Source organism: Nonomuraea rhodomycinica, assembly GCF_013363995.1.
GTDB classification, from domain to species: domain Bacteria; phylum Actinomycetota; class Actinomycetes; order Streptosporangiales; family Streptosporangiaceae; genus Nonomuraea; species Nonomuraea rhodomycinica.
In genome coordinates this window covers 1,888,699-1,904,606 of record NZ_JABWGO010000001.1, presented here as the reverse complement: position 1 = coordinate 1,904,606, position 15,908 = coordinate 1,888,699, and the positions used below count along the sequence as shown (strand labels likewise).

Here is a 15,908-nt window from a genome sequence, read left to right as displayed (position 1 = left end):
TTGAACATCCCTTTTTGCTGCATGATGGGGAATGAAAGGGAAGGTTGAACCATGAGCAATGACATCCTGGAGGCCCGCGATGCGTGACGACGTCTTCCTCTGCGCCCCCGGCGGGACGCCCCTGCGTGACACCTCCGATCTGATGGACGTCCTCGGCGAGGCCGCCTGGGGTGGCGCCCGCTGGGTCGCGATGCCCGTCGAGCGCCTGCACGACGACTTCTTCAGCCTGCGCACCGGCGTGGCCGGCGAGATCGCGCAGAAGTTCGCCAACTACCGGGTCGGCCTCGCGATCGTGGGCGACGTCTCGCGGCACGTCGCCGCCAGCACCGCGTTCCGCGACTGGGTGCGCGAGTCCGAGCGGGGGCGGCACGTCTGGTTCGTCCGCGACCTGGAGGAACTGGAGGCGCGCCTGACCGACGGCTGAGGCGCTTATGACCCGGTGCCGGTGCCGGTGCCGGTGCCAGGGCCCGTGCCGGTGCCGGTGAGGCGCGCGCGGGTGCGGGCCGGCGCCGACGGGGGGATCGCGGCGAGGACGTCGTCCAGCGACACCCCGGCCAGGCTGGCCCGCCACGCGGCGTGCGCGTCGGCCATCTTCTCGGCGAGGACGCAGGTGCGCCGGCAGTCCTCGGGCGGCAGCGCCCCCCGTCCGCGCTGGCGGATCTCCCGGCACTCGTACGGCGACGACGTGCCGTCCACGGCCTCGACGATGTCCAGGAGCGTGATGTCGGAAGCCGCCCGGGCGAGCCTGAACCCGCCGCGCGGGCCCGTCGTCGCGGCCAGCACCCCCGCCTTGACCAGGGCCTGCAACTGCTTGGCGAGATAGGGCGCCGGAAGGTCGTAGTACAGCGCGAGCTGCGCCGTCGACGCGGTGGCCCCCGGTTCGAGCTGCGCCAGGGTCGTGGCGCAGTGCAGCACCCACTCCGTGCTCACAGGCAGTTTCACGCCCCCAGCATATCGGAGACATTGTGGACCTATTTAGTCCGTGATAGCTTCCAGGTCGAGACCAGAGGAGAGATCATCATGCGGATCGCAGTCGCCGGCGCGACCGGCAACATCGGTGCCCTGACCGTCGCCGCCCTCGAAGCGGAGGGCCACGAGGTCGTGCGCGTCAGCCGCTCCCTCGGCGTGGACCTGGTGACCGGCGCGGGGCTCGACGACGCCCTCGCCGGCGTCGAGGCGGTGATCGACGTCACCAACGGGCCGGCGTCCGACGTGGCCGAGACCGTGGCCTACTTCGGCGCTACCACGCGCAACCTGCTCGCCGCCGAGGAGCGGGCCGGGATCCGCCACCACGTGCTGCTCTCGATCGTCGGCGTCCACAAGGTCGAGGGCAACGCCCACTACGCCGGCAAGCGGGAGCAGGAGCGCCTGGTGGCCGAGGGGCCGGTGCCGTGGACGATCGTCCCGGCCACGCAGTTCCACGACTTCGCCGCGATGGTGGCGAGCTGGACCGAGCGGGACGGCGTCGCCACCATCGCGCCGCTGCTCGTGCAGCCGATCGCGCCCGCCGACGTGGCCGGCGTCCTCGCGGGGATCGCGACGGGCGAGCCCCGGGGCCGGTACGCCGACGTGGCCGGGCCGGAGACGCAGGACCTCGTGGACATGGCCCGGCGCACCCACCAGGCGCTCGGACGCGCGGTGAAGCTGGTGCCGACCTGGTCGGGGCTGTTCGGTGAGGCGATGGCGGGCAACGTGCTGCTGCCGGGAGAGGACGCCCACATCGCGCCCACCACGTTCGACGAGTGGCTCGCGACCCAGCGCCGGGACGGCTGACCCGGGCGGCGCTCCACCCGGTCGCGCCGGCCCCTCACCTCCGCGCGGCGCCTCGCGCCGGTCCCTCGCCTCCGCGCCTCGCACCGGTCCTTCTCCTCTGCGCGGCGCCTCACACCAGCCGGTGCAGCGAGGCGATGACCTGCCGGCCGACGGGCGTGGTGAAGTCGCGCACCATGTCGGAGGCGATGCCCGCCACCGAGGTCACCACGCCGCCCGCGGCCTCGATCTGCCGCAGGGCGGCCCGCTCGGTACGGGGCGTCATGCCGCCGCACGCGTCCACCGGCACCTGCACGGACAGGCCGTGCGCGAGCGCGTCGAGGGCGGTGCGCAGCACGACGATCTCCGTGGTCACGCCGCAGATCACCAGGTTGGGACGGCCGGTGGCCAGGACCGCCTCGCGCCACGCGGTGTCGTCCCAGCAGGAGGGGCCGGTGCGCACGTACGGCTCGGCCTCGGGAAGCTCCTCGATCACCTCCGGGCCGCCCGGCCGGGGCGCGACCGAGACGGTGAACGGGATGTCGAGCACCGGGGCGAGCGCTCCGAGAACCCCGGCCGCGCGGCGCAGGGAGGGGACGGGGTTGGTGGTGCTCGCCGGGACGATCGCGTCCTGGAGGTCGGCGAAGACGAACTGCACGGTGGCGGAGTTCAACATCGATTCATGCTCCAAATCGTTCAGGACTTGAATGATGAAGAGACGGTAGCATTGCCGCCATGAACGCCGTCAAGCTCACCTCGACGCTCACCTTCCGGCTCGGCACGCTCGGGGCCGTGCTGACCGACCGGTTCTCGGCGCGCCTGGCGGCTCACGACCTCAAGCCGAAGCACGTGGGACTGCTGGCGGTGCTCGACTCCGGGGCGGCGGCCTCGCAGCTCGACGTCGCCAGGATCATGAACGTGGCGCCCAGCCTGGTGGTCTCGCTGGCCGACCGGCTGGAGGAGCTCGGGGCGGTGCGGCGCGAGCGCGACCCGGCCGACCGGCGCAGGCAGGTGCTCACGCTGACGGCGGAAGGGCGCGACCTGCTGGCCGCGTGCGCGCGGGCGGCGGCCGAACTCGACGCGGAGCTCCTGGAGGGGCTCGACCAGGACGGGGCGGAGACGCTGCGCGCCACCCTGGGCACGCTCGCCCGCCGCACCGGCCTCCCCGCCGACTGACCCCCCGCGACCCGAGCCCCCCGCGACCCGAGCCCCCCGCGACCCGAGCCCCTCGCCACGTGAGGCCCAGGTCACTCAAGGTTCCCGTCCCCGAACGCCGGGGGCGGCCCGAGGTCAGGGCTCGACGGGGTGGAACGCCGCGCGCAGGCCCGCCGGTGCGAGGCGTCCGCAGAACGCGGGCTCCGCGGCGGCCGCGTCCGGCGCGCGCACGTGGAAGCGCCGGGCGATGCGCGACGCCGCCAGGGTGAGCTGGCGCAGCGCCGGCGCCGCGCCCAGGCAGCGGCGGGGGCCGGAGCCGAACGGCAGGTACGTGCCGGGCGCCGGCCGCGCGGCGGGCCACCGCGACGGGTCGAAGACGTCCGGGTCGGGCCACCAGCGCGGGTCCCGGTGAATGAGGTACGGAACGGACAGCACCTCGTCCCCCGGACGCAGCCGCCACCCGCCGAAGTCGACGGCGGCGCACGCGACCCGCGTCATCGTCCACGCGGGCGGCCACAGCCGCAGGACCTCCCGGACCACCGCCTCGGCCAGCGGCAGACGCGCCCGCGGACGCCCCGCCCCGCCCGGCCGCGCGCCCGCCCCCGGACCCCCGTCCCAGCCCTGCGGCCCGCCGCCTCCGCCCTGCGGCCCGCCGTCTCCGCCCCCCGGTTCGTCGTCTCCGCCCGGCCGGCCGGCCTCGTCCGCGAGGGCGGCGGCCAACTCGGGCCGCATCGCGAGCTCGCGCACGACGGAGGTCAGCGCCGCCGCGGGCACCCCGTGCCCGCCGATCAGCACGGTCCACAGCGCGGAGGTCACCGCCATGTCGCTCATCGCCGGACGCGCCGCGAGCAGGACGTCGAGCAGGTCCCGGGGAGGTGTCCGGGCGGCCCCGGCGCGTCTCGCGCGCACCAGCCCCGTCAAGGTCTCGGACGTACGGCGATGGACGCGGAGGAACCGGCGGTTGCGCGGCAGCGGGACCCACGCCGGAAGCTGGTAGCCCGCCTCCTCGAACGGCAGCAGGACCGCGTGGACGGCCGCCAGCAGGTCAGGGACGCCCGCCGCGTCCTCGCCGAGGCACAGCTCGGCCGCGGCCCGCCCGGTGACGTCGAGCATCAGCGGCAGCACCTCGGCCTCGCGGCCCGCCGTCCGGTCCAGCACGTCGTCCAGGACCGCCACGAACCGCGCGTCCATGCCCGTGACCATGGGCGCGGCGTCGGCGAGGGCCGGACGCAGCACGCGGCGCGCCCGCATCCACGGGCGGGCCGCCTCGCCCGCGTCGCGCGGAGCCGACGTCCCGGCGAAGGGCGCCGGCTCCGTGACGTAGTCCCGGTTGGTGGCGGTCAGCACCTGGTGGGCGAGCCGCGGATCGACGGTGAAGACGATCCGCTCGTCGAAGGAGAACACGTCGCCGTGGTCACGGTGATGACGGCGCAGGAAGCCGACGCGGTCCTTCTCGTACGCGGTGACGTTGCCCATCAGCCAGTGACCGCGCGGCCCCGGCGGGCGTGCCGTGTCCAACCGGCGGGTGCCGGTTACTCGCCGCCGTGGTACGGCCAGTACGGGTACTTACCGCTGACGCGGACCTTGCCGACAAGACGGGCGGCAACGTGACGCAACAGTCGCACGACTCCCTCACCATCCTCGCTGGCCTTGCTGGTGGAAAGGACAACGTGACTATCCATCACGTTTTTCGCCCGGTCAATCCCCAAGATCTCCGCACGCGGCACCCACCGCCGGTGGAGAACGCGGCAAGTCATGAATCAGGCGTTGACCTGCGAAGACGACGCGCTGCCTATCGTGAGACCTGTGCGAGCCGGAGGCGGCCCGCGGGGACAGGCTGGTGGTGAGGCGTGATGACGGGTGCGGGCGAGGCCGAGGCGTTGAGGCGGCGCCTGGGACGCGTGGGGGTCTGGAACAGCTCGCTGAGCGGACAACCCGCCTCCGTGGGACGTGAGGTGGCCGCCCACATCGAGAGCCTGGGCTACGGGGCGCTCTGGATCGGGGAGACCCCGACCGGGAAGGAGGCGCTGACCCACGCGGCGATCCTGCTCGGCGCGACGCATCGGCTGACGGTCGCCACCGGGATCGCCAACATCTGGGCCCGCGACGCCGTCGCCGCCGCCAACGGCGCGAACGCCCTCTCGGAGGCGTCCGGCGGGCGGTTCGTGCTCGGTCTGGGAGTCAGTCACGCGCCCGCGGTGTCGGCGCGAGGCCACGACTACCGCAGGCCGGTCGCGGCGATGACCGCCTACCTCGACGCCATGGACGCCACGGAGTACGGCGGCCCGCTGCCGGAACCGGCGCCGCGGCTGCTGGCCGCGCTCCGGACCAGGATGCTGGAGCTCGCCGCCCGCCGCGCCCAGGGCGCGCATCCCTACTTCGTCACCCCTGACCACACCGCCCGCGCCCGCGAGGTCCTCGGCGCGGACCCGGTGCTGGCGCCGGAGCAGACCCTGGTGCTCGACACGGACCCGGAGCGGGCGCGGGGGATCGCCCGCCGCTTCATGTCGCTCTACCTGGGCCTGCCGAACTACGTCAACAACCTGCGTGAGCTGGGCTGGTCCGAGGAGGACCTGGCCGGCGGCGGCAGCGATGCGCTGGTCGACGCCGTCGTGGTGTGGGGCGAGCCGGAGACCGTCATCGAGCGCGTACAGGCCCACCTCGACGCCGGAGCGGACCACGTCTGCGTCCAGCCGCTCGCCGACACCCCTCGGGGCCTGCTGGACAGCCTGCGGGTCCTGGCCTCCGCCGGACTCGTCGCGCGCTGACCCGCGGGGCGAAACCCCGGACTCCGCCCGGGACGACGCACGTCTAGGGTCCATGGCATGACAGATGATCAGATGGACCCCGTGCGGGCGGCCATGGCCGGAGAGCTCCGGCTGCTCGACCGGGAGGTGCGGTCGTCGGCGCGGCTCATGGCCGAACTCCTGGATCCCGAGTTCACGGAGATCGGCGCGTCCGGCCGGCTCTGGAGCCGGTCGGAGATCATCGCCGACGTCGTGGAGAGCACGCGGCCGTCGGATCCGCCCATCACGGTGAGCGACATGACCGGTGTCCTGCTCGCGCCCGGCATCGTCCACCTGACCTACGTCAGCGACAACGCCGGGCGCCGCGCGCGCCGCAGCTCCGTGTGGCGCCGGTCCGAGGACGGCTGGCGGGTGTACTTCCACCAGGGCACCCTGAGCGCGCTCTGAACGTCGCAGAGCCCGCCCATACGGGGCGAGAGGGTTAAATCGGTTGAGCGAGTGAGTACTCGCTCATTAAGCTCGTCCTCATGACCAAGAGGCGAAGGGTGCCCGCCATGGCGCCCGAGGACCGCCGTGCCGCACTGATCGCCGCCACGATCCCGTTGCTGCGCGAGTACGGCACTGCGGTCTCCACCCGCCAGATCGCCGAGGCCGCGGGCGTGGCCGAGGGCACGATCTTCGGCGTCTTCCCCGACAAGGCCTCGCTGCTGCGCGCGGCGCTCGCCGCCGCGTTCGACCCGCAACCGGCGGTGGACTCGATCACGGCCGTCGGCACGGGGCTCGAACTGCGCGCCCGGCTGTGCCGGGTGGTCGCGACGATGCGGGCGGGGATGAGCGCCAACACCAAGCTCATGACCGCGCCCAGGGAGCTCATGGCCGACGACGCCGAATTCGGCAAGCGGATGGGCGAGCGGCGGGCCCGGATCCAGAGCGCGCTCGCCGCCCTGCTCGAACCCGACCGCGACCGGCTGCGCCGTTCCCCCGAGGCCACGGCGCAACTGCTGATGATGCTGACCACGGTGAGCGTGTTCCGCGGCGGCTTCGGCCACGGCGACGAGTTCAACGACATGGACGACGAGGAGATCGTCTCCGTGCTGCTCGACGGGCTGCTCGTGCGGCCCGACCCCACTCCTCCCACAGAAAGCGCCCCGTGATGCTGCTGCGGCTCCTGCGGGCCCGGCTCAGGCCGTACGGGAAGGAGATCACGCTCGTGGTCCTCTTCCAGTTCGTGCAGACGCTGGCCACGCTCTACCTCCCCACCCTGAACGCCGACATCATCGACGACGGCGTCGTCAAGGGCGACACCGGTTACATCGCCCGCGTCGGGCTGGTGATGCTCGGGGTGACGCTCGTCCAGATCGTCTGCTCGATCGTGGCCGTGTACTACGGCGCGCGGACCTCGATGGCCCTGGGCAGGGACCTGCGGGCGGCGATCTTCCACCGGGTGCAGGACTTCTCCGCCCAGGAGGTCAACCGCTTCGGCGCGCCGTCCCTGATCACCCGCACCACCAACGACGTGCAGCAGGTCCAGCTGCTCGTGCTGATGACGCTCACGATGATGGTGGCCGCGCCGATCATGTGCGTCGGCGGCATCGTGCTGGCGCTGCGCCAGGACACCGCGCTGTCGTCGCTGCTGCTCGTCGTGCTGCCCGTGATGATCGTCCTCGTGGGCGTGATCGTGATGCGGATGCGCCCGCTCTTCCGCACGATGCAGGAGCGCATCGACCGGATCAACCAGGTGCTGCGCGAGCAGATCACCGGCATCCGGGTCATCCGGGCCTTCGTCCGCGACCGGCACGAACGCGAGCGCTTCGGCGTGGCCAACGAACGGCTCACCGACGTGTCGCTGCGGGTCGGCCGGCTGATGGCGCTGATGTTCCCCTCGGTGATGCTGGTGGTGAACCTCTCCAGCGTCGCCGTGGTGTGGTTCGGCGGCCACCGCATCGCCGACGGGACCATGGAGGTGGGCGCGCTGACCGCGGTGATCTCCTACCTCATGCAGATCCTCATGTCGGTCATGATGGCGACCTTCATGTTCATGATGATCCCCCGGGCCGAGGTGTGCGCCGAGCGCATCGAGGAGGTGTTCGGCACCGAGCCGAGCGTCGCCCCGCCGGCCGAACCCGTCACCCCGCGCAGCCGGATCGGCGAGCTGGAGCTGCGGTCCGTGGACTTCCGCTACCCAGGCGCCGAGGAGCCGGTGCTGTGCGGCGTGAGCCTCACGGCGCGGCCGGGCCGTACCACCGCGATCATCGGCAGCACGGGCAGCGGCAAGACGACGCTGCTCAACCTCATCCCGCGGCTGTTCGACGCGACCGCGGGCGAGGTGCGGGTCGACGGGGTCGACGTGCGCGACCTCGACCCGGTCGCGCTCTCCCGCGCGGTCGGCCTGGTCCCGCAGACGCCCTACCTCTTCTCCGGCACGGTCGCCTCCAACCTCCGGTACGGCAGGCCGGACGCGACCGACGAGGAGCTGTGGCGGGCGCTGGAGGTGGCCCAGGCCCGGGAGTTCGTCGAGGCGATGCCCGGCGGCCTGGACGAGCCGATCGCCCAGGGCGGCACGAACGTCTCCGGCGGCCAGCGCCAGCGCCTGGCCATCGCCAGGGCCCTGGTGCACCGGCCCGAGATCTACCTGTTCGACGACTCCTTCTCCGCCCTCGACTACGCGACCGACGCCCGCCTGCGCGCCGCGCTGGCCGAGGAGATCACCGACGCCACGATCGTCATCGTGGCCCAGCGGGTGAACACGATCCGCGACGCCGACCGCATCCTCGTGCTCGACGAGGGCCGGGTGGTGGGCAGCGGCGACCACGCCGAGCTCATGGCCACCTGCCCGACGTACCGCGAGATCGTGCTGTCCCAGCTCACCGAACAGGAGGCCGCGGCATGACCGACTTCGCCGGCGCCCCCAGACCGGCCCGGGAGGGCTCATGACCAACCAGGCGCCCCCGCGCCGGCCCCAGCCCGGCTTCGGGCCGGGCCGGATGATGTCCGGGCCCGCCGAGAAGGCCCTCGACTTCGGCGGCTCCCTGCGCCGCCTGCTGCGGCTGCTGCGCCCCGAGCGGGCGCTGCTGGCCGTCGTCCTGGCCCTCGGGACGGCCAGCGTCGCCCTCACCGTGACCGGCCCCAAGATCCTCGGCCATGCCACGGACCTCATCTTCTCCGGCATCATCGGGGCCCGCCTGCCCGCGGGGGCCACCAAGGAGCAGGCCGTGGCCGGGCTGCGCGCCCGCGGCCAGGGCACGTTCGCCGACATGGTGGCGTCGATGGACGTCGTGCCCGGCCACGGCATCGACTTCACCGCGCTCGCCCAGGTGCTCGGCTGGGTGCTGGCGATCTACCTGGTGGCGGCGCTGCTCGGGATCGTCCAGTTCCGGCTGACCACGACCATCGTGCAGCGGGCGGCGTCGCGGCTGCGCGAGCAGATCGAGGCCAAGCTGGGGCGGCTGCCGCTGAGCTACTTCGACGGCCAGCCGCGCGGCGAGATCCTCAGCCGCGCCACCAACGACACCGACAACATCGCGCAGACGCTCCAGCAGACGATGAGCCAGCTCATCTCGTCGGTGCTGACGGTCGTCGCGGTGCTGGTGATGATGTTCTGGATCTCGCCGGTGCTGGCGCTCATCGCGCTGGTCACGGTGCCGGTGTCGGTCTACGTCACCACGGTCATCGGCAAGCGGTCCCAGCCGCAGTTCATCAAGCAGTGGTCGTCGACGGGCAAGCTCAACGGCCACATCGAGGAGATGTACGGCGGGCACACGCTGGTCAAGGTGTTCGGCCGGCAGCAGGAGGCCGCCGAGACCTTCGACCGGCACAACGACGACCTGTTCACCTCCGGCTTCCGCGCCCAGTTCATCTCCGGGATCATCCAGCCGGCGATGATGTTCATCGGCAACGTCAACTACGTGCTGGTGGCCGTGGTCGGCGGCTTCAAGGTGGCCTCGGGCTCGATCTCGCTGGGCGACGTGCAGGCGTTCATCCAGTACTCGCGGCAATTCAGCCAGCCGCTGACCCAGGTGGCCGGCATGGCGAACCTGGTGCAGTCGGGCGTCGCCTCGGCCGAGCGGGTCTTCGAGCTGCTGGAGGCGCCGGAGCAGTCGCCGGAACCCGCCGAGCCCGCGCGGCCCGAGCGGGTCAGGGGACGGGTGGCGTTCGAGGACGTGTCCTTCCGCTACGCGCCGGACCGGCCGCTGATCGAGAACCTGTCGCTGACCGTGGAGCCCGGCCAGACCGTGGCCATCGTCGGCCCCACCGGGGCGGGCAAGACCACGCTGGTCAACCTCATCATGCGCTTCTACGAGGTGACCGGCGGCCGGATCACGCTCGACGGCGTCGACATCGCCGAGATGTCCCGGGAGGAGCTGCGCGGCCAGATCGGCATGGTGCTGCAGGACACCTGGCTGTTCGGCGGCACGATCGCGGAGAACATCGGCTACGGCGCGGAGGGCGCCACGCGCGAGCGGATCGAGGCCGCGGCGCGGGCCGCCCACGTGGACCGCGTCGCGCACACGCTGCCCGACGGCTACGACACGGTGATCGACGAGGAGGGCGCGACGGTCAGCGCGGGCGAGAAGCAGCTCATCACGATCGCCCGGGCGTTCCTGTCCGAGCCGGCGATCCTCATCCTGGACGAGGCCACCAGCTCGGTCGACACCCGTACCGAGGTGCTCATCCAGCGGGCGATGAGCTCGCTGCGCGAGGGCCGCACCAGCTTCGTGATCGCCCACCGGCTCTCCACGATCCGCGACGCCAGCCTGATCCTGGTCATGGAGAACGGGCGGATCGTCGAGCAGGGCACGCACGAGTCGCTGCTGGAGGCCGGCGGCGCCTACGCCCGGCTGTACTCCGCCCAGTTCGCCGAGGCGGTCGCCGAGGTGGACTAGCGGCCTGGCCGGGCCCGGCCCTTCGCCGGGCCCGGCCAGGTGATCCATAGCAATATCGCCGCGTACGCGATATTCGGCTTCACCCCGGCCTGCCCCGTGGTTACCATGCGATCGATCCCGGAATCTCCCACGCCCATGAGATCGGGGGACCATGGCGACGCAGGAAGAGATCGACGCCGCCCGGCGTCAGATCGAGCGATTACGCGACCAGCACGCGAACGACGTGATCGCGCTCGTCCGGCTGGTCGACGACGGGGCGCTCAAGGGCGAGGCGGGGGACCGGCTCGCCGCCGACCTGCGGGCGTGGGACCAGGCGTTCAAGGACATGTTCACCCGGGCGCTGTCGCTGCTGGACTCCCTGAGGCCGTCCGCGCAGGGCAAGGGGGCGGCCCCCCGATGAGCCCCATGGTCGGCATCAACCCCGCGCTGATGACGCAGCTCATCAACGGCATGAAGCGGGTCAGCGGCACCATCCCCGACGTCGGCCTCCAGGTGGAGCGGGCCCTGACCTCGCTCGACATCCCCCTGTGGGGCCCGACCCCGCTCCGCGCCATCGGCCACCAGATGAGCGACCGGATCCCCGCGCTCCAGGGCCGCCTCGACCTGATCCTCGCCACCCCCGACCGCGAGCCCGGCAAGGGCGGCACGCTCTGGGCCAACGAGTCCGACTGGCTGTCGAAGTCCCCCGCCGAGGGGGCGGCCTCCGCCAGGTCCCTGGCCGCCGAGCTGCGGGAACAGATCAAGGGGCACGCGCTCGACGCGAAGACGGTCGCCGACGTCGAACGGCACAGGAACGACCCGTACTTCGCCCTGGCCCTGGCCAAGGAGATCCCGCCGCGCGAGCTCAAGGCCCTGATCGCCAGGACGTACGGGGCCGGCCTCGCGCAGTCCGAACGCCCGTCCCAGCGCGACGTCCGGACCCAGGACCGGCTCGCCACCATGCTCAGCCGGATCCTGGGCGCGGCGTCACGGGGCGTGGGCTCGATGCGGCTGCCCGCCGACTACGCCGACCGGCTGGTCGAGGACGTCGAGAACCCGCAGAACGCGTTCGCGGTGAAGAAGCTGCTCCAGGACGGCGACTTCGACCCCGCGTTCCTGCTCACGGTGGTCCGCAAGCTCTACGACAAGGACGTGGCCCACCCGCCCGACCCGAGCCTCCCGCGAGACCCCTGGACGAGGCCCGGCCCCAAGGACCTCTCGCCGGGAGACCTCAGCCCCATGGGGACGGCGCTGGTCGCGCTGGCCCACCATCCCGCCGTGGCACAGGACTTCTTCACCGACCCGCAGCGCCGGCCGCTGGCCTACCTGATGCGCAAGCACACCTGGGACGGCGACGCCGACGGCGACCTGGGGTGGGCGGTGCAGGCGGCGAGCACGGAGTTCCGTGACCACGACCTGCCGCCGGGGGGTTCGCGGGGGTACAAGTCGGCGCTGATCGCGTCGTGGGCGGTCCGGTTCTGGAGCGATCCCAAGGTTCAGGCGAACCTGCCGCATACGCGGGGGCACCTCGGTACGGTCTTGGCTCAGTACGTCGGGGACGTGCACCGCGACCTGCAGACCTTCAGCACGAAGATGCCGGCTGTGGTGACGAAGGCTGACTCGGACAAGAACTTGCAGGGCGTGGAACCCTATGGTGCCAAATTCAATGCGAAGGACACCAAGAGCGCCATGAAATGGGCATTCGCCGACGATGAGGTGTTCCAGACCGTGGCTGCGGCTCATGGGCTGTATGCCACCAAGATGCTGGACGAGCTGGCCGGCAGGATCGCGGCCGAGATCCACGCGGATGTCGCTGAGTGGCGGAGTTCGCACCCGCAGGCCACGCGACAGCAGCTCGACGCAAAGCGGCAGGACATACTCGAAGAGCGCATGAGCCGCAGCGGAGGCGCCGCATTCTCCTTCGCGGCAGGCAGTCTCAGCACAACGACATTTGTGATCACCGATGCGGCCAACCTCTCCGCCATCGAAACGGCGAAGGCGGAGGACGCGCGTTTCGCTGCTTTCAAGGAGATGGCCGAGAAGGTGGTCGGCCTGGCGCCAGGCCCTCAGGGGAAGTTTGTGGGACTCATGGTGGACAAAGCCAAAGAGGCGATCTTCGGGAAAGTCAAGTCCGGCCGCGAGGACCAGGCACGTGAGGGTGCGGACACCGCGCTGAAAGTGTCCCAGGACATGTTCACCGATCTCACGGTGGCCACGATGATGCGTCACGGCCTTTTCGGCGATCCACATGTGCCCGCCAGGACCCACCCCTACCACTACAAGGACTTCTCGCCGGGCGCTGACGGCCATTTCATGGATGACGGGAAGATTCTGCCTCGCGACGACATGAATGCCGACCAGCGGGAGAGCTACAAGGAGTGGCTGAGTCTGAGCGACGTCGGTCGTGTTCTCGGCGAGCCGGGTAACGCCATCGAGGACGGCTTCGACGCCGCCAAGAATTACTACGGGCGTGGCTGATGAGAATCCCATCGGCCGCCGGATCCGTCCTCGTCGTGCTTGCCCTGGCGGCCGGCTGTTCAGCTCCCTCCACACCGCCCCCGGATCCCCGGCCGCTGGGCGATGTGACGGCGGCTCCACGAGAATGCGACCTGATCTCAGCGAACTCCATCAAGATCGCCACAGGTCTCAGCGAGTACAGGGCGTCTGGCACGAAGATGGATATGGGGCGGCGCTTCGCGTCGTGCTCGGTGCGAGAGGAAGGCGCGTCCGACAGCAGTCTGGGCCTCCTGATAGAAGTCTTCGATCCGTCACCGGATGACGCTGAGGACTTGGAGAACACCAAGCTGTCGACCAAGGGGGAAGACCTGCCGGAGGCCCTGGGGCCCGGCTTCGCGGCGCGGCGGAAGAACGCCAAGGACAAGACCATCGCCTTCGTCTACGGATGGACGCCCGACTACGAGCGCCTCCTCACCGTCAACATCATCGAGCACGCCCCCGGCCGCGACTCCCTCGCCGACGCCACCGAATTCTTCCGTCAGCTCAAACCCCTCCTCCTCGACCACCCCAAGTGACCCCCACGACGTCCGGCCAGAGCTTCCTGACCGTCTCCGCCCGCTCCTCGATCAGCCGCATGCGCAGGCTCCACTCCATGGGCGCGTAGTGGCCGGAGGCGGCCGTCTCCTGCCCCGGCCACTTGCGGTACAGCAGGCCCGCCTCGGCGTGGAAGTACCCGTAGCTCACGACGCTGGCCGGGACCAGCAGCCCCGTGTCGTCCGAGCCGGGGACGCCCATCCAGCCGCCGAGCGCGACGGCCAGCGGCCGGCGGATGCAGATGCTCGTGGGGTGGACCGGGAGCCGGTAGCCGTGGGTGCGCCAGTGCTCGAACACGTGCCCCGGCTCGATCCGGCCCGGCGCCGGGTCGCTGTCGAACGCGACCGTCGAGCCGTCGGGCAGCAGGTCCAGGACGGGGGAGGTCGTCCACTGCACCAGCGGGTCCGACGCCAGGACCTCGATGTCCCGGGCGAGCACGCCGGGGGTGAGGACGTCGTCGTGGTCGAGGTTCTTCACCAGGTCGCCCCGGGCCCGCGCGAGCGCCATGTTCCGCGTCAGGGCGACGCCGCCCCGGCGGCCCGTGGCGAACCTCACGACGGGATCGGCCGGGAGGATGTCCAGGGCGGCGCCGGTGTCGCCGTCCTCCTGGATGACCCACTCGACCTCCCAGCCCCGGGGTAACTCCTGCGCTCGGACGGACTCGTAGGCCTCCAGGAGCTGTTCGGGCACCGGCCGGTAGCTCGGGGTGATGACGGAGATCAGGGGCACGTGACGAGACCGGCCTTTCGCGCTTCATGGTGTCCATGGGGCATAAGGAACGGTACGCGTCGATCAAGCATCGTTCGTCCGGGGGCCCCGTGGCGGCGGCCCGCCGGCGGCTACGATCCGGCCATGATCGACGAGCTCGAGACCCTCTTCAGGATCGCCCTGGGCATGGTCGTTCCTGTGGCGTTCGCGGCCGCGGCCATGACGCTCGCGACCTCGTCCGCCCCGCCTGACCGCCACGTGCGCGTCAGGCGGGGATATGTGGTCTGGGGGTGGAGCCTGGCGCTCGTCGGCGTCTGCATGATGGTGCTCGGCGCGTGGGCGGCGCGTGAAGGGGGACGCTACGGCGCCTTCGAAGCCCTCGTGACCGTCCTGATGGCCCTCGTCGGCGCGGGTCTGCTCCTCCTCGGTCTGGGGGCGCTCGCCTCGTGGCTGCTGGAGGTCCTCGCCCGGCCCGCGGAACGGCTGCCGCTGCCGGTCCGCCTGGCCGCCCGCGACCTGGCCGATCGCCGTGAGACCACGGCTGTCGCCGTCACGGTCACCGCGACGGCGACGGCTCTCGCCATCGCGGTGACGGTCGTCGCGGTCGGCATGACGGGGCAGGGCAGCGCCCAGTACGTCCCCAGGGCCCGGCCCGGCGCCCTCCTGGTGGGGTATTTCCCGGCGGAGCGCCTCGGCGCCGTACGTGCGGCGGTCCAGCGGGAGTTGCCTGGCGTGCCCGTCACGCAGACCGAGACCCTGAGCGGCTCTCTGTTCGGAGACCAGAACTTCACCGCGCGTGCCGACAACGTCGACCTGTCGGACGAAGGTGTCCATCGGCCCCAGGTCATCGGTGATGAGACGCTGCTGAGGTATCTCACGGGTGATCAGGCGACGCCGTACGACGACGACACGGCCGTGGTGGTCACGAGAACCTCGGAGGACGAGCGGGCGCGGCTCGACAGCCGGCTGGGCGACCTCGCGGACACCTACGTCGAGCGGGGGTACCAGCCCTTGGTCGGCTGGCGGGTCCTCGCCGCCGCGCTGCTCCTCCTCGCCCTCGGCGGCGCCTTGGCGACCGGGATCGGCGCGGCCAGGCGTGCGCGTCCGGGGCAGGTGCTGCGGCGGGCCGGTGCCGGATCGGTGGCTTCGCGAGGGTTCGGCGCCTCCCGGGCGGGGCTGAGCGCGCTGTGCGGTGCGGTGCCCGGCGCGCTCGCCGGATGTGCCATCGGGATGCTGCTGATCTGGCCCCTGACGATGTCGACCACCTGGGAGGACCCGCCACGGGTGCTGCCCTTCGAGACTCCGCGGACCGCTGTCGCCGCCGTGGCCGCCGGGCTGCCCGTCGTCGCCGCCGCCCTCGGCGGACTTCTCGTGCGTGAGCGAGCCGCCGTGGCACGGCACTACTCCCGGCGTAGTAGCCCGGCCGGTCGTTGATCCCGGTGCGGTAGCGGCAGATGACTCCGCCCGCAGGACGCCCCTGAAGGGCGGGCCGCACGACGATTGCGCCGTGATGACGCACCAGGCGAGGCAACAGTCCGCGCCGCCCTCGGGCCCGGCGAGAGAACAGTCCGCGCCGCCCCCCGACCCGGCGAGGGAACAGTCCGCGCCGCCCCCGGGCCCGGCGGTGGACCATACG

The 15,908-nt window shown here is 71.9% G+C and carries 16 protein-coding genes; 12 read left to right on the top strand and 4 right to left on the bottom strand.

Annotation, left to right across the window (positions count from 1 at the left end; genetic code table 11):
• The first annotated feature begins 79 nt into the window (after positions 1–79).
• Positions 80–424: a DUF4180 domain-containing protein gene (locus HT134_RS08770; RefSeq protein ID WP_175599636.1), complete on the top strand. Its 345-nt coding sequence runs from the start codon at positions 80–82 to the stop codon at positions 422–424.
• Positions 425–429: 5 nt separating this feature from the next.
• Here the strand turns inward: HT134_RS08770 and HT134_RS08765 are convergent, their stop codons facing one another.
• Positions 430–942 carry an RrF2 family transcriptional regulator gene (locus HT134_RS08765; protein WP_175599635.1) on the bottom strand — a complete coding sequence of 171 codons (513 nt, stop codon included), beginning with the start codon at positions 940–942 and terminating at the stop codon, positions 430–432.
• Between the two features lie 78 nt (positions 943–1,020).
• On the opposite strand from HT134_RS08765, the gene HT134_RS08760 reads away from it, so the two are divergent.
• Positions 1,021–1,773: an SDR family oxidoreductase gene (locus HT134_RS08760; RefSeq protein ID WP_175599634.1), complete on the top strand. Its 753-nt coding sequence runs from the start codon at positions 1,021–1,023 to the stop codon at positions 1,771–1,773.
• Between the two features lie 109 nt (positions 1,774–1,882).
• On the opposite strand, the gene HT134_RS08755 is transcribed toward HT134_RS08760, so the two are convergent.
• Entirely contained in the window at positions 1,883–2,425 is a 543-nt protein-coding gene (locus HT134_RS08755) for an isochorismatase family protein (protein WP_175599633.1), read from the bottom strand.
• A 59-nt stretch (positions 2,426–2,484) separates the two neighbouring features.
• Between HT134_RS08755 and HT134_RS08750 the strand changes: the two genes are divergently transcribed.
• Positions 2,485–2,925, top strand: a complete 441-nt coding sequence (locus HT134_RS08750) for a MarR family winged helix-turn-helix transcriptional regulator (RefSeq protein WP_175599632.1) — start codon at positions 2,485–2,487, stop codon at positions 2,923–2,925.
• 114 nt (positions 2,926–3,039) lie between these two features.
• Here the strand turns inward: HT134_RS08750 and HT134_RS08745 are convergent, their stop codons facing one another.
• On the bottom strand, positions 3,040–4,422 hold the full coding sequence (locus HT134_RS08745) for a cytochrome P450 (protein WP_281387382.1): 1,383 nt from the start codon (positions 4,420–4,422) through the stop codon (positions 3,040–3,042).
• A 335-nt stretch (positions 4,423–4,757) separates the two neighbouring features.
• Here HT134_RS08745 and HT134_RS08740 point away from each other — a divergent pair, with 335 nt between their 5' ends.
• From HT134_RS08740 to HT134_RS08705, 8 genes are all read left to right on the top strand, one after another.
• Positions 4,758–5,672, top strand: coding sequence for an LLM class F420-dependent oxidoreductase (locus HT134_RS08740; protein ID WP_175599630.1), 915 nt, complete (start codon positions 4,758–4,760; stop codon positions 5,670–5,672).
• A gap of 57 nt (positions 5,673–5,729) precedes the next feature.
• Entirely contained in the window at positions 5,730–6,098 is a 369-nt protein-coding gene (locus HT134_RS08735) for a nuclear transport factor 2 family protein (protein ID WP_175599629.1), read from the top strand.
• Between the two features lie 80 nt (positions 6,099–6,178).
• Positions 6,179–6,805 carry a TetR/AcrR family transcriptional regulator gene (locus tag HT134_RS08730; RefSeq protein ID WP_175599628.1) on the top strand — a complete coding sequence of 209 codons (627 nt, stop codon included), beginning with the start codon at positions 6,179–6,181 and terminating at the stop codon, positions 6,803–6,805.
• Positions 6,805–8,541, top strand: coding sequence for an ABC transporter ATP-binding protein (locus HT134_RS08725; protein ID WP_175600237.1), 1,737 nt, complete (start codon positions 6,805–6,807; stop codon positions 8,539–8,541). The genes HT134_RS08730 and HT134_RS08725 overlap by 1 nt, the downstream gene beginning before the upstream one ends.
• Positions 8,542–8,581: 40 nt before the next feature.
• Positions 8,582–10,534, top strand: a complete 1,953-nt coding sequence (locus tag HT134_RS08720; protein ID WP_281387381.1) for an ABC transporter ATP-binding protein — start codon at positions 8,582–8,584, stop codon at positions 10,532–10,534.
• 151 nt (positions 10,535–10,685) lie between these two features.
• Positions 10,686–10,934 carry a hypothetical protein gene (locus tag HT134_RS08715; protein WP_175599627.1) on the top strand — a complete coding sequence of 83 codons (249 nt, stop codon included), beginning with the start codon at positions 10,686–10,688 and terminating at the stop codon, positions 10,932–10,934.
• A gap of 5 nt (positions 10,935–10,939) precedes the next feature.
• A complete protein-coding gene (locus HT134_RS08710) occupies positions 10,940–12,991 on the top strand; it encodes a hypothetical protein (protein WP_175599626.1) in 2,052 nt (683 codons plus the stop codon).
• Complete coding sequence (locus tag HT134_RS08705; RefSeq protein WP_175599625.1) at positions 12,991–13,545, top strand: hypothetical protein; 555 nt, start codon at positions 12,991–12,993, stop codon at positions 13,543–13,545. The genes HT134_RS08710 and HT134_RS08705 overlap by 1 nt, the downstream gene beginning before the upstream one ends.
• Here the strand turns inward: HT134_RS08705 and HT134_RS08700 are convergent.
• On the bottom strand, positions 13,514–14,293 hold the full coding sequence (locus HT134_RS08700) for a glycosyltransferase (RefSeq protein ID WP_175599624.1): 780 nt from the start codon (positions 14,291–14,293) through the stop codon (positions 13,514–13,516). The genes HT134_RS08705 and HT134_RS08700 overlap by 32 nt on opposite strands.
• A 123-nt stretch (positions 14,294–14,416) precedes the next feature.
• On the opposite strand from HT134_RS08700, the gene HT134_RS08695 reads away from it, so the two are divergent.
• The gene (locus tag HT134_RS08695) at positions 14,417–15,706 is read left to right on the top strand and encodes a hypothetical protein (RefSeq protein ID WP_175599623.1); all 1,290 of its coding nucleotides are present in this window, start codon (positions 14,417–14,419) and stop codon (positions 15,704–15,706) included.
• The last annotated feature ends 202 nt before the right edge of the window (positions 15,707–15,908 follow it).